General features: G+C 71.8%; 11 protein-coding genes. 4 read left to right on the forward strand and 7 right to left on the reverse strand.

The features are described 5' to 3' along the window. The first annotated feature begins 28 nt into the window (after nucleotides 1-28). Complete coding sequence (locus IFT79_RS00340) at nucleotides 29-1,099, forward strand: extracellular solute-binding protein (RefSeq protein WP_192122636.1); 1,071 nt, start codon at nucleotides 29-31, stop codon at nucleotides 1,097-1,099. After that, a complete protein-coding gene (locus IFT79_RS00345) occupies nucleotides 1,096-2,217 on the forward strand; it encodes an adenosine deaminase family protein (protein ID WP_342211732.1) in 1,122 nt (373 codons plus the stop codon). The genes IFT79_RS00340 and IFT79_RS00345 overlap by 4 nt, the downstream gene beginning before the upstream one ends. Nucleotides 2,218-2,326: 109 nt before the next feature. Here IFT79_RS00345 and IFT79_RS00350 read toward each other — a convergent pair whose 3' ends face one another. From IFT79_RS00350 to IFT79_RS00360, 3 genes are all read right to left on the reverse strand, one after another. Next, nucleotides 2,327-4,618: a HelD family protein gene (locus IFT79_RS00350; RefSeq protein ID WP_159828635.1), complete on the reverse strand. Its 2,292-nt coding sequence runs from the start codon at nucleotides 4,616-4,618 to the stop codon at nucleotides 2,327-2,329. A 148-nt stretch (nucleotides 4,619-4,766) separates the two neighbouring features. Then, nucleotides 4,767-5,600: an aldo/keto reductase gene (locus tag IFT79_RS00355; protein ID WP_192122637.1), complete on the reverse strand. Its 834-nt coding sequence runs from the start codon at nucleotides 5,598-5,600 to the stop codon at nucleotides 4,767-4,769. Beyond that, complete coding sequence (locus tag IFT79_RS00360) at nucleotides 5,600-5,974, reverse strand: FKBP-type peptidyl-prolyl cis-trans isomerase (RefSeq protein WP_043596717.1); 375 nt, start codon at nucleotides 5,972-5,974, stop codon at nucleotides 5,600-5,602. Before IFT79_RS00360 ends, IFT79_RS00355 begins: the two co-directional genes overlap by 1 nt. A gap of 263 nt (nucleotides 5,975-6,237) precedes the next feature. Here IFT79_RS00360 and IFT79_RS00365 point away from each other — a divergent pair, with 263 nt between their 5' ends. Then, nucleotides 6,238-7,572 (forward strand): MFS transporter, encoded by a 1,335-nt coding sequence (locus tag IFT79_RS00365; RefSeq protein WP_249407718.1) that lies wholly within the window; start codon nucleotides 6,238-6,240, stop codon nucleotides 7,570-7,572. A gap of 67 nt (nucleotides 7,573-7,639) precedes the next feature. On the opposite strand, the gene IFT79_RS00370 is transcribed toward IFT79_RS00365, so the two are convergent. After that, on the reverse strand, nucleotides 7,640-9,016 hold the full coding sequence (locus IFT79_RS00370; RefSeq protein ID WP_192122639.1) for a PrsW family intramembrane metalloprotease: 1,377 nt from the start codon (nucleotides 9,014-9,016) through the stop codon (nucleotides 7,640-7,642). A 154-nt stretch (nucleotides 9,017-9,170) separates the two neighbouring features. On the opposite strand from IFT79_RS00370, the gene IFT79_RS00375 reads away from it, so the two are divergent. Continuing rightward, on the forward strand, nucleotides 9,171-10,304 hold the full coding sequence (locus IFT79_RS00375; protein ID WP_123571803.1) for a YihY/virulence factor BrkB family protein: 1,134 nt from the start codon (nucleotides 9,171-9,173) through the stop codon (nucleotides 10,302-10,304). A gap of 64 nt (nucleotides 10,305-10,368) precedes the next feature. On the opposite strand, the gene IFT79_RS00380 is transcribed toward IFT79_RS00375, so the two are convergent. The 3 genes from IFT79_RS00380 to IFT79_RS00390 all read right to left on the reverse strand — a co-directional run bounded on the left by IFT79_RS00380 (nucleotide 10,369) and on the right by IFT79_RS00390 (nucleotide 13,540). Further along, nucleotides 10,369-11,886, reverse strand: coding sequence for an aspartate ammonia-lyase (locus tag IFT79_RS00380; RefSeq protein WP_056048158.1), 1,518 nt, complete (start codon nucleotides 11,884-11,886; stop codon nucleotides 10,369-10,371). A gap of 164 nt (nucleotides 11,887-12,050) precedes the next feature. Then, complete coding sequence (locus IFT79_RS00385) at nucleotides 12,051-12,260, reverse strand: hypothetical protein (RefSeq protein ID WP_056048161.1); 210 nt, start codon at nucleotides 12,258-12,260, stop codon at nucleotides 12,051-12,053. Then, nucleotides 12,260-13,540, reverse strand: a complete 1,281-nt coding sequence (locus tag IFT79_RS00390) for an inorganic phosphate transporter (protein ID WP_123571804.1) — start codon at nucleotides 13,538-13,540, stop codon at nucleotides 12,260-12,262. The genes IFT79_RS00385 and IFT79_RS00390 overlap by 1 nt, the downstream gene beginning before the upstream one ends. Nucleotides 13,541-13,597: the final 57 nt, after the last annotated feature.

The following is a 13,597-nucleotide window of genomic DNA, read 5'->3' on the forward strand; positions in this document are numbered from 1 at the left end:
GCCGAGACCGCCCCGAAAGGACACGACCATGACCTCCACCCTCCGCACCCGCCTGGCGATCGTCGCCGGCGTCGCCGCGACGACCCTCGTGCTCGCCGGCTGCTCCGCCGACGGCGGCGGCGAGTCCGACGCCGACACGATCACCGTGAGCACCTTCCCGTTCGGCGTCGAGGAGTTCCAGGAAGCCGTCATCGACCCGTTCACCGAGAAGACCGGCATCGAGGTGGTCGTCGACACCGGATCGAACTCCGACCGCCTGTCCCAGCTGCAGGTCGCGGGCGGTCAGCCCGACGTGGACGTCATGCTGATCTCGGACTACTACGCGGCACTCGGCCAGGAGGACGACCTCTTCCAGCAGGTGGACTCCTCGGCCGTGCCGTCGCTCGACGAGATCGCCGACTTCGCGAAGGAGGACTCGTACCTCGGCCCGGCCTACAGCTACCAGCTCAACGGGACGATGTACTCGACCGACGAGCTGACCGCCGACGAGGCCGCGCAGTGGAGCCTGTACGGCGAAGAGGAGCTCTCGGGCAAGGTCGCTCTGCCGGACATCTCGGTGACGGCCGGCCAGCTGATGGTCTCGGGCGTCGCGGAGGAGTACGGCGACGGACCCTACGACATCGACGCGGCCCTCGACCGGCTCGGCGAGTGGGCCCCCGGCGTGCTGCAGTTCTACAGCTCCTCCACCGAGGTGACCAACCTGCTGACGCAGGGCGAGATCGTCGCCGCGGACTCCCTGAGCGGCTTCGCGACCGACCTCGTCGAGTCCGGCGAACCGATCGCCTGGACGGCCCCCGCGACGGGCCGCTACATGGCCACCAACCGCGCGATGATCCCGACCGGCGCCGAGAACGTCGACGGTGCGAACCAGTTCATCGACTACCTGCTCTCGGTCGAGGCGCAGACCTCGTCCGCCGAGATCGTCGGCGACCTGCCGGTCGCCCCGGGCGCCACCGTGCCCGACACGATCGAGGCCGTCGTGGGCGACATCGCCGCCGACCCGGTCGCGGCGGGCTACTCGACCCTCGACCCGACCGAACTCGTCCCCACCCGCTCGGACTGGGTCGACCGCTTCGCCCGCGAGGTGACCTCGCGGTGACGGACACCACCCTGCCCCCGGCCTACCTGGACCGCATGCCCAAGGTCGACCTGCACTGCCACCTGATCGGGACGGTCCGCGCGAGCACCTTCGCCGAGTTGGCCCGCCGCGAGGGTCTCGACCTGCCCGACGAGCCCGAGCGGATCTTCGCCGACATCAACTCGCTCCCGCCCGACCCGGCTCTCTACCGCGACACGCGCATCCCCGTGCCGCAGGGGCGCAGCGTCGACGAGCCCGAGGTGTCGTACTCGCTGTTCCAGGCCTCGAACTGGGTCGTCGAGGTGCTCCGCGACGCGGACGACCTCACCCGGATCGTCTACGAGGCCTTCGAGGACGCGCACCACGCGAGTGCGACGCGGCATCTCGAGCTGTTCTTCGACGCCGTCCCGCCGCACCTCGCGTCGCTCGGCTACACCGGCTCGGTGGAGGCCTACGCCGAGGGCATCCGGCTCGCCGAGCGCGACTTCGGCATGACCGGGCGCATGATCCAGGGCATCGACCGCAGCAGGAGCGGCGAGCACGCCCTCGAGCTCGTCCGTCAGGTGGTGGACCACCCGCACGAGTACGTGGCCGGGATCGGCCTCGACAACCTCGAGACGAGCGGGCCACCCGAGCGGTTCGTGGATGCCTACCGACTCGCGGGCGAGGCCGGGCTGGGCCGGACGGCGCACTCGTCCGAGCACTCCCCCACGGCGGTCAACACGATCACGTGCCTCGACCAGCTCGGCTGCGACCGCATCGACCACGGGTACTACGTGCTCGAGGACGACGAGGTCGTCGCGCGCGTGCGCGACGAGCAGGTGACGTTCACCGTCGTGTCGACGACCTCGCGACGGTCGTGGCGTCCCTGGCGCCGCGCCTCCATCGAGGCCATGCTCGAGGCGGGCCTGAACGTCGTGCCGGCCTCCGACGACCCGGGCATGTTCCCGACGACCCTCGCCGCCGAGTACCGCATCGTGCACGAACAGATCGGGGCCACCGCCGACCAGGTGCGCTCTATGGCCTCCGCTGGCGTCGACGCCAGCTGGCTGCCCGCCCTCGAGAAAGACGCCCTGAGGGCACGCGTCGACCGGGAGTTGGCGGCCCTCGACGACGAGTTCGGGGTGGCCGGGGCCTGACCGGGTCAGGGGCCGAGCCGGCGCGGGGGCCGAGCCGGCACAGGCCGAGCCGGCACAGGCCGAGCCGGCCGGCCCCGGCGCCCCGACCCGGCCTGCGAGACGACCCGGCCTACGAGACGACCGTGAGGCGTTGCGTGGGCCGGGTCATCGCCACGTAGAGACTGGCGTTGCCGCGTCGGCTCGCCAGTCGGACGCGCTCGGGGTCGACCACGACGACCGAGTCGAACTCGAGACCCTTCGACGTCGCCGGGCTCAGCACCGAGATCGGCTTGGTCAACGACGCCGTGCCGGCGGCCACGAGACCGTCGAACTCGGCCGACAGGGCCTCGACGAGCGTCGAGACGGCCTGCTCGGGGGCGATCACCGCGAGCGTGCCCTCGGAGTCGATCGCCCGGTCGGCCCGGACGGCGTCGACGGTGGCACGGACGAAGTCGTCCTTCGAGGAGGCGCCGGTCACCTCGCGCACCGGCCATTCGCTCGAGCGCACCGATCGGCTCGGGGTGATCTGCAGACCGCTCGCCGTCGCGACGCCCTCGGCGTAGGTCACGATCTGCGCCGGCGTGCGGTAGTTGACGGTCAGTTCTTCGAGCCGCCACGGAGCCGACGTGCCCTGGGCGCCCCCGCCGCGACGACGGCCGAGCAGGGCCTGGAGGGCGCGGTCCCACGAGGTCGCCGACGCCGGGCTCGACGCCTGGGCGATGTCGCCGACGACGGTGAACGACCGCAGCGGGCAGCGCCGGGAGAGCAGTCGCCACTGCATGGGCGAGAGTTCTTGCGCCTCGTCGACCACCACGTGGCCGAACGCCCAGGTACGGTCGCCCGCGGCCCGCTCGGCCGTGGTCATCGACGCCGCCCGCTCGGCGAAGCCGCCGGCGATCTGTTCGGCGCTGACCATGCCCTCGACGCCCATGTTCTCGATCGCCCGCTCGGCGTTCTCGATGTCGCGCTTGCGCTGGGCCTTGCGGGCCAGGCGCTCGGGGTCGACACCGGTCTGGAACTCGCCGAGCAGCTCGGCGGCCTCGTCGAGCAGCGGCACGTCGGACACCGTGAAGCCCGCCCCGCGTTCGCGGCGCAACAGGGCGCGCTGCTCGGGCGTCCAGCGCGGGGTGATCGACGCGAGCCAGTTCGGCCGGGCGAAGAGGTCCTCGACGAGCTTCTCGGCACTGAGCGGCAGCCAGGCCGTGTTGAGCAGCACGCGCACGTCGTACGACTGCCGGATGTCTTCCCGGAGGACGGCCTCGTCGGACTCGTCGACGGTCGTGCCGTGCTCGCGCATCTGGTCGACCAGCTGGCGCGTCAGGGCCGAGAGGGCCGCCTTGTTGAAGGTGACCCGGGCCACGTTGTGGGGCTTGCCGCGCTCCTGGGCCTTGCGCATGGCCTCGCCGACGAGCTCCGGTCGCACCACGAGTCGTTCGCCGTTGATGTCGATGGTCGTCGGCTCGGCCGGGCGGACCTGCCGCGACCGGACGGCGCGACGCATGAGCTCGGCCATCTCGGCCGACCCCTTGAGGGCGGCGACGTCGGGCGCGTCGTCGGTCTGGGCCTCGACGCCCGGGTACAGGCCGCCGAGGCTCGACAGGACGACGCCGCTCTCGCCGAGGGACGGGAGCACCTGTTCGATGTAGCGCAGGAACGACCGCGACGGCCCGACGACGAGCACGCCCGAACCCTTGAGCCGGTCGCGGTGCGAGTAGAGCAGGTACGCGGCCCGGTGCAGCGCGACGGCCGTCTTGCCCGTGCCGGGGCCGCCCTGGACGACGAGCACGCCGTCGAGCTGAGAGCGGATGATCCGGTCCTGCTCGCCCTGGATGGTGGCGACGATGTCGGTCATGCGGCCGGTGCGCTGGGCGGTCAGGGCGGCCATGAGCGCCCCCTCGCCCTGCAGCTGCACGTCGTCGCGATCGAGCAGGTCGGGGTCGAAGACCTCGTCCTCGAGGCGGGTGACCGTGCGGCCGTCGAGGGTCAGGTGACGACGGGCCCGGGCGCCCATGGGCGTTGCGGCCGTCGCCTGGTAGAACGCGCTGGCCCCGGGGACGCGCCAGTCGAGCAGGATCGGGTGGTGGGCCTCGTCGCGCAGGCCGATGCGGCCGATGTAGCGGTACCGCCCGCCCTCGCCCGGTTCGGCCGGGCGGTCGACGTCGCCGGTCTGGCCGAGCAGGTCGGGCGTCTCGAGCTCGAGGCGACCGAACGCGAGCCGTTCGTCGACCGAGCCGAGCTGGACGATGGTGTCTTCGTACAGGCGCGCGTAGGCGTCGCGCTCGCTGCGGCTCTGGTGGTTGCCGCCGACGGTCTCGCGGCGGGTCCGTTCGAGACGGACGCGGGCGTCGGCCTTCAGCTCGTCGAGGCGTTCGTAGAGGGTGCCCACATAGGCGCGTTCGCGGTCGATCTCGGATGACAACAGGTGTTCGTACCCTTCGGGAAAAGTCGGCACGCCAGTCTAGCTTCCGACCACCGACGGCGAGGCCCGGGAATCCGACCCGGGACGCAGGAGGGGCGCTCGTCCTCGGGGGACGAGCGCGCCTCCTGGGGTGGCCGCGGTGGAGCCGGGCCTAGAACTCCTCGTGGGTCAGCGGGTCGCCGTCCCACAGCCGGCCCCGCTCGAGGCCGCTGATCGACTCGACCTCGTCGGGCGTGAGCTCGAAGTCGAAGACGTCGAGGTTCTCGCGCTGACGACCGGCGTCGGCCGACTTCGGGACGGGGACCGCGCCGAGCTGGACGTGCCAGCGCAGGACGACCTGCGTGGGCGTCTTGCCGTGGGCCCGCGCGATGTCGGTGACCCGCGCCTCCGTGAGGAGTTCGCTCTGCTTCGCGAGCGGGCTCCAGCTCTCGGTGACGATGCCCATGCTCTCGTGCACGGCACGCAGCTCGGCCTGGGGGAAGTACGGGTGCAGCTCGATCTGGTTGACCGCGGGCACCACACCCGTCTCGTCGGCGACGCGCTGCAGGTGCTCGGCCGTGAAGTTCGAGACGCCGACCGAGCCGACGAGGCCGTCTTCTTGCAACCGGACGAAGGCCTTGAAGGCCTCGACGTACTTGTCGATCCGCGGGAGGGGCCAGTGGATCAGGTAGAGGTCGACGAAGTCGAGGCCGAGGTTTGCCCGGCTCTCGTCGAAGCTCGCCAGGGTCTCGTCGAACCCGTGGTGTCGGCCGGGCAGCTTCGTCGTGACGACCAGGTCGTCACGGGCCACGTCGGTCTCGCGGATGGCCGCCCCGACGGCCGCCTCGTTGCCGTAGTTCAGCGCCGTGTCGAGCAGACGGTAGCCCGACGAGATCGCCTGGACGACCTGCGCCGTACCCTCGTCGCCGTTCAGCCCGTAGGTGCCGAGGCCGAGCTGCGGCAGGGTGCGCCCGTCGTTGAGGCCGACCGAGGGGGCGACCGTCATCAGCTGACGCCGAGCAGGTCGATGACGAAGATGAGCGTCTTGCCCGAGAGCGGGTGCCCGCCGCCGGCGGGGCCGTAGGCCAGGTGGGGCGGCACGACGAGCTCGCGGCGTCCGCCGACCTTCATGCCGGGGATGCCCTCCTGCCACCCGCGGACCAGGGCCTGCAGCGGGAAGTTGATGGCCTCGCCACGGCTCCAGGACGAGTCGAACTCCTCGCCGGAGTCGTGCTCGACGCCGAGGTAGTGGACGTTGACGGTCGAGCCGGACTGCGCCTCGGCTCCGTCGCCGACGGTGATGTCGGTGATCGTCAGCTCGGTGGGGGCGGGGCCGGTCGGGGCGTCGATCTCGGGCTTGGTCTGGGGATCGTGAGTCATGCCGACCATCCAACCACCGACGGGCCGAGGGGGCGGGTCGGCCACTCGCGTCCTCCCTGCGAGGCTCGAGGAGCCGACCCGACATCCGCACCGAGATGACGTCATCGATGCGAACACATGGACGCTACTCCGACGGTGACGGGACGCCAAATCGATCGGGCTGCGCCGCGGCCGGGGGCGGGGGCCCGGGCGGCGCCGGGAGCCGCACCGGCTGCCGCCGCCGCCGGCCTGCGGAAACCTGCACGATCGGCAAGAATGGCAGCTTGTCCGCCACCCCGCCTCCGCCGTCCGGCCCCGCCGCGCCCGCCCGTCGCCCGCTGTTCGTCGACGTCACCCCGCTGCGGACGAGCCCGGCCTTCGCCCGCCTCTTCGCGGGCAGCGCGATCAGTGGCATCGGGACGCAGCTCACGCTCGTCGCCGTCGGGCTCGAGATCTTCGAGATCACCCGGTCGACCTTCGCCGTCGCGCTCGTCGGCGTCGTCTCGCTCGTCCCGATGATCCTGGCCGGCCTCTACGGCGGCATGCTCGCCGACGCCTTCGACCGTCGGAAGGTCGCGCTCGTCGCCGCCGTCTTCGCCTGGCTCTCGACTGCGGCCATCGCGCTGCACGCGTACCTCGGGCTGCACGAGGTGTGGCTGCTCTACCTGTTGACCACGGTCAACGCCGTGGCGGGCACGATGATCGCGACCTCCCGCGCCTCGATCGTGCCGCGCCTCCTGCCCCGCGAGCTGCTGCCCGCCGCCTCCGCACTGAGCGGCATCAGCATGGGTCTGATGCTCACCGTCGGACCCGCCCTGGCCGGCGTGCTCGTGGCGGGCGTGGGGTTCCCGCTGACGTACACGGTCGACGTCGTGTTGTTCTCGACGGCGTTCCTCGGGATCGTCACGCTGCCCCCGATCCGTCCCGAGGGCGAGACCCAACGTCCGGGGCTCGAGTCGCTGCGCTTCGGCCTGGCGTTCCTGAAGCGGTCGCCGAACATCCGGACGACCTTCGTCATGGACATAGTCGCGATGACGTTCGGGATGCCCCGCGTCCTCTACCCGGTGGTCGGCACGCTCGTGATCGGAGGAGGCGCGGTGACGGTCGGCGTCCTCTCCGCCTCGTTCGCGGTGGGCGCCCTGCTGAGCAGCGTGTTCTCGGGACGCCTCGGCCACGTGCGCCGACAGGGTGTCGCCGTGCGGTGGGCCATCACCGCCTACGGTCTCTGCATCGCCGCCTTCGGCGTCGTGCTGCTCGTGACGCCGGCCCACGGCGGCGGCGTCACGGCCGGACTCGACCAGGCGAACCTGGCCGCCCTCGGCGGGGCCGCCCTCGCGCTGGCCGGAGCGGGTGCGAGCGACAACGTCAGCTCGATCTTCCGCTCGACCATCCTCCAGTCGGCCGCGCCGGACGCGATGCGGGGCCGCCTGCAGGGGATCTTCATCGTGGTGGTCACGGGCGGGCCGCGAGTCGGCGACCTGTTCGTCGGACTCGTCGCGGGCATCGCCGTCTTCTGGCCGCCGCTGCTCGGCGGTCTGGTGGTCGTCGCCCTCGTCGCGCTCGTGGCCCGGCTGACGCCCGCGTTCGGGCGCTACGACGCGGAGGCGCCGACGCCCTGACCCGCGGCGGCGGCCACGGTCGCCGCTGCCGCCGTCACCGCCGTCGCCGTCGCCGTCGTGGCGCGCATCACCACCCGGGGCCCGACTGCGGCGGCACGGGCGGCCCGGCCACCTGCGACGGCCACCCCGGGTGCTGCGGGTACCCGACGAAGGCCGTCGGTGGAGCCTGCAGGGCGACGCGACTCGCGGTCAGCGCCTGCAGCAGCTCGGCCTCGTCGCGTTGGACGGCCTCGTCGAGCGCGCGGCGGCCCTTCACCAGCCGCTGGCGGGTGAAGGCGAGGCGCGTCGCATTCGAGATGAAGACCTTCATGGCGGGTCGGATGCCCCGTGACGCGGCCCACGACCGCGCGCGGCGGCGACCGGCGCTCGACGAGAGCATGCCGACCTCGTCGGCGCTGAACCAGCCGACCGCGGCGTACTCCGCGAGCCGGTCGTGGGTGACCCTCCGCTCGTTGCGTCGCAGGAACACCACGAGCAACACCATGGCCACGAAGATCGGCACCTGCACGAGCAGGTAGTAGATGAAGAAGCCGTCGCCGACCACGAAGAGGGCACCGTTCCAGAGCGCGTGCAGTCCCGCCGCGGGTACGAGGCCGACGAAGAACCAGCCGATCGCGCCGTACGGGCCCGTCCGCCGTGCCGCGAGACCGAGGGCGAAGCCCGTGCAGGCCGTGTACATCACGTGGGCGAACGGCGACATCAGGGCCCGCACGAAGAAGACGTAGGCGAGGCCCTGGCTTCCCGTGGCCAGGTCCTCCCCGACCTGCAGGGCGAAGTACTGGATGTTCTCGACGAAGGCGAAGCCCGCCGCGACCGTCGCCGCGTAGACGATGCCGTCGACCGGGCCGTCGAAGTGGCGTCGGAAGATCCACAGGACCAGCAGCACGCCGAGCCCCTTGGCCCCCTCTTCGACGAGGGGCGCCTGGACCACCGCCCCGAGCACGTCCTCGAGCCCGCTCGAGCGGACCCCGAGCACCGACCGCGCCGTCGTGAGGGCGATGTCGACGATCAGTGCGGTGCCGACCGCGACCGCCGCACCCCAGAGGAAGGCGAAGAGCAGCGCCACGCGCGGCTCGGGCTCCCAGCGGTCGACCAACCAGATGCCGACCAGGACGATGGCCAACGGGACGAAGGCGAGCAGGCTCCCGGCCAGCAGGACGGCGGGCTGGACGAAGATCAGGAAGTACAGGCCGACGGCCAGGGCGAAGGTGCCGATCACGGTGAACCCGACGGCGAGCGCCACGGCACTGGCCACCCGGCGGCGAGGCGTCGGCTGGGCGAAGACCGGCTGCACGGGGTACCAGACCGGCTCGGGGTTGGCCGCGGGAGCATGCGCCGACCATCCGGGAGCGCCCGCCGGGGTGACGGAGGAGGGGTCGGCGTACGGCGTCAGCGGGCGGCCGTACGCGTCGTGTCCGACGCCGCGGGGATCGGACCAGGTCATCCCCCGACCCTACGGGCTGACGCCGGGGTCGGCGCAGCCTGCGGGCGCAGCCTGACGCCGGGATCGGCGCAGCCTGCGGGCGCAGCCTGACGCCGGGGTCGGCGCAGCCTGCGGGCGGGCCGCGACGAGCCGGACGGCCCGGTAATCTCGCAGGATGGCCTCGACGCGTTCCCTGCCCGAGGACCCGTCGCTGGTCCGGTACGTGGTGATGCGGGTCTGGCACGATTTCCTGCGCCATCGCACCATCGACGCGGCCGGGTCGCTCACCTTCTTCTCGATGCTCGCCCTGGTGCCCGGCGCGCTCGCCCTCGTCTCGGGGGTCGCCCTGTTCGTCGACGACGGTGACGCCGTGGACGAGATCCTCTCGGTGGCCCGGTACGTCCTCACCCCCGACGCGATCGACACCCTGCGCTGGCCGCTCGAACAGATGCTCAGCCTGTCGAACCCCGGCGTCGCGTTCGGCATCGGCCTCTGGCTCACGCTGTGGTCGCTGTCGGCCTACACGACGGCGTTCGGCCGGGCCATGAACACGGCTTACGAGGTCGAGGAGGGGCGCCGCATCTGGAAGTTCCGCGGCCACATGATGATCGTCACGCTCGTCCTGATGGTGTCGTTCGCCGTCATCGCCGTCATCCTGCTGGTGACGCCCACGTTGAGCGACGCGGTGGCCGCACGGTTCGGCATCGGCCGCCCCTGGACCGACCTCTACGACGTCGTCAAGTGGCCGGTGCTCGTCGCCCTGGCCGTGCTGTCGGTCGCGATGCTCTACTTCTTCACGCCCAACGTCCGGCCTCCGCGCCTGCGCTGGGTGTCGTACGGGGCCATGGTCGCCCTCGGCGGCTGGGCGCTCGCCACGGTCGGCTTCGCGGTCTACGTCGCGACGGTGTCGAACTACGACCGCTTCTACGGCTGGGTGGGCGGCGTCGTGGTCGTGTTGCTCTACGCGTACATCAGCAACTTCGTGCTCGTCATCGGCGGTGAGCTCGACAGCGAGATCCTGCGGATGCGCCAGCTCCGTCGCGGGGTGCAGGCCGAAGAGGTCATCCCCCTGCCGCTCCGCGACACGGCGCGCAACCACATCCTGGCTCGCAACCTCGCCTGGGACGTCCGGGTGGGCCGGGCGATCCGCGAGCGTGCCCTGCGCGAGAACGGCGGCGTGCTCGAACCCGACGAACTCCGGCGCGTCCACCTCCGCGGTGATCGAGACCGGCCGGCCGACGAACGGCCGCAGGCCGCCCAGCGCGCCGACCAGGTCGACCCGACCACCCACGCCCCCTCGACGTCGTAGAGGCCGCGACTCGAGGAGGCGCGGTGCCGGTCGTCCGACACCGCGCCTCCTCGACGTGGTCGCGTCAGCCGGCGGTCTCGTCGCCCGGGTTGCGGGCGCCCGTCGTGTTGGCCGCCCGGGCCACCGCCGCGGCGGGGTCCTCGACGTCGATGACGGTGATGGCGCTCGTGATCGGCGCGAGCCCCGAGAGTCGGGCGGGCGACAGCACCTTGCGCACCTGCTCGTCAGTCATGAGGCCCGCTGCGACGACGAGCGGCGCGATCGCCGCGTTGGTCGTCAGCGCCGTGTGGGCGATGGCCGCCGCCGCCGTGTAGCCGATGTAGGGCGTGAGCGCCGTGACGCTGCCGACGTTCGTCTCGACCTGCTGGGTCAGGCGGGCGCGGTTCGCCTCGATCCCGTCGACGCAGTTGATCCGCAGGGTCTGGCAGGCGTAGGTCATCCACTGCAGGCTCTGCATGACCGAGTGGGTGATCACGGGCTCGAACGCGTTGAGCTGGAGCTGCCCGGCCTCGGCGGCCATCGTGACCGTCACGTCGGCCCCGGCCACCGAGAACGCGACCTGGTTGACCACCTCGGGGATCACCGGGTTCACCTTGCCCGGCATGATCGAGGACCCCGCCTGGCGCGGCGGCAACGTGATCTCGCTGATGCCGGCCTGCGGACCGGACGAGAGCAGCCGCAGGTCGTTGCAGATCTTCGACAGCTTGATCGCGCTGCGCTTGAGGGCGCCGCTCAGCGTCATGAAGACGCCGGTGTCGCTCGTCGCCTCGATGAGGTCGGGGGCCGTGACGAGGTCCATGCCCGAGAGCGTGCTGAGGTGTCGCCGGACGGCGTCGGCGTAGAGCGGGTCCGCCGTGATGCCCGTGCCGATGGCCGTGGCGCCGAGGTTGATCTCACCGAGCAGCGGCACGACGTCGCGCAGACGCTGGACGTCCTCGGCCAGGGTGTGCGCGAAGCCCGTGAACTCCTGCCCGAGGGTCATGGGCACGGCGTCCTGCAACTGGGTGCGGCCGACCTTGAGCACGTCGTGGAACTCGGCGCCCTTGGCGGCGAACGAGTCGGCGAGCAGGTCGAGCTCGACCAGGAGGCGCCGCAGGGTGAGCACCATCGCGATCTTGATCGAGGTGGGGTAGGTGTCGTTGGTGCTCTGGCTGCGGTTGACGTCGTCGATCGGGTGCAGGTGGCGGTACTCGCCCTTGGCGTGGCCGAGCAGCTCGAGGGCGCGGTTGGCGATGACCTCGTTGCTGTTCATGTTGGTCGACGTGCCGGCGCCGCCCTGGATGACCCCGACGGCGAACTGATCGTGCAGCGCGCCCCCGCGGATCTCTTCGCAGGCGCGTTCGATGGCCTCGGCCTTGACCGGGTCGAGCACGCCGATCTCGACGTTGGCGCGGGCCGCCGCCTGCTTCACGAGGGCGAGGGCCGTGACGAGGTCGGGATAGACCGAGATCGGCCGCTGCGAGATCGGGAAGTTCTCGAGCGCCCGGGCGGTGTGGATGCCCCAGTAGACGTCGGCGGGCACCTCGCGGCTGCCCAACGAATCGGTCTCGGTGCGGGTCGGTGCTGCTGTCTCGGTCGTCACGTGTGGTGAGCCTCCGTCGTCAGTCGGGGCCCGGTCGTCGTCGACCGGACGCTTCCGTCGAGCCTACCGGCGGGACCGCCGACGGGCCGTTCCCGCGGAGGCGCGGGGCGGCCGTCCGAGAGGGGTCCCGCCCTGGGGACGAGACGAGCCGGGGTGGCCGAGGGTCAGCGGTGGAAACCCGGGACGATGAGGTAGATGCCGTACAGCACGCCGAGGGCGCAGACGACGAAGCAGGCGTACCCCGCGGCGGTGCGGACGGGCGTGCGGCCCTCGACGGTCAGGAGGCGCAGGCCCAGCGAGTAGAGCGAGACGAGGGCGGCCGCGGAGAAGAGCGCCACGAGCGCGACCACGAGGAAGGCGGACCAGTCGATCATCAGCGCACCTCGTCGTCGGTCGGGACCGGACCCCGGGGGGCGGGGACGGGCTCGGGTGGGTCGTCCATGCGGACGAACGGGGCCTCGACCCCGGACGCGGGCGTGTCGACGCGGCCCTTGCGGACGGCGCGTCGGGCACGGCGGCGCGAGAGCACCGAGGTGGCGGCGACGTCGACCTCGATGGCCGAGCCCTGGTCGTGCGGCCGGCGGCGGGAGATGACGAAGATCCCCGCGATGACGACGGCACCGACGGCGGCGTCGATCACGAGCCCCGCGACGCCGAGCGTGGCGATCAGGGCCGCGACGGCGCCGACCGCCGCCGAGGCGGGCAACGTGATGAACCAGGCGACGACGATCTTGCCGGCGGTGCCCCATTGGATCTTCGAGCCGCGGCGTCCGAGGCCGGCACCGATGATCGAGCCGCTCGCGACCTGCGTCGTCGACAGCGCGAAGCCCAGGTGGCTGGAGGCCAGCACGGTCGCGGTCGTCGACGCCTCGGCGGAGAAGCCCTGGGTGGGCTTGACCTCGGTCAGACCGCCGCCCATGGTCTGGATGATGCGCCAGCCGCCGGTGTAGGTGCCCAGGGCGATGGCGAACGCGCAGACGACGACCACCCAGAACGGCGGGCCGGAGTCGGGCGTGAGCAACCCGCCCGCGATCAGCGTGAGCGTGATGACGCCCATGGTCTTCTGCGCGTCGTTCGTGCCGTGCGCGAGGGCGACCAGCGACGACGTGAAGATCTGGCCGTAGCGGAACCCGCCGCGCTCGCTCTTGTCGTCGCGGCGTCGGGTGATCGTGTAGGCGAGCCGCGTGGCGGTGTACCCCACGACGCCGGCGATCAACGGCGCGAGCAGGGCGGGCAGGACGACCTTCGACAGCACGACGCCGAAGTCCACCGACCCCATGCCGGCACCGACGATCGCCGCACCGATCAACCCGCCGAACAAGGCGTGCGAGGAACTCGAGGGCAACCCTCGCAGCCACGTGAACATGTTCCAGACGACGGCGCCGATGAGGCCCGCGAAGATCATCTCGGGGGTGATCTGCACCCCGCCGTCCCCCTCGCGGATGATGCCGCCGGAGACGGTCTTCGCGACCTCGGTGCTGAGGAAGGCGCCGACGAGGTTGAGGATCGCGGCCACCGTGACGGCGACCTTGGGCTTCATCGCGCCGGTCGCGATCGGGGTCGCCATGGCGTTGGCCGTGTCGTGGAACCCGTTCGTGAAGTCGAAGAAGAGAGCCAGCGCGATGACCAGGACGACGATGAGTGTGATGTCCACCGGCCTGAGTGTCACAGGTGGGTGGACGCGGGTCAACTCGGTGGTGACCTGCGGGGT

The sequence above is a fragment of the Frigoribacterium sp. CFBP 8759 genome (assembly GCF_014841655.1).
In the GTDB taxonomy this organism is placed as follows: domain Bacteria; phylum Actinomycetota; class Actinomycetes; order Actinomycetales; family Microbacteriaceae; genus Frigoribacterium.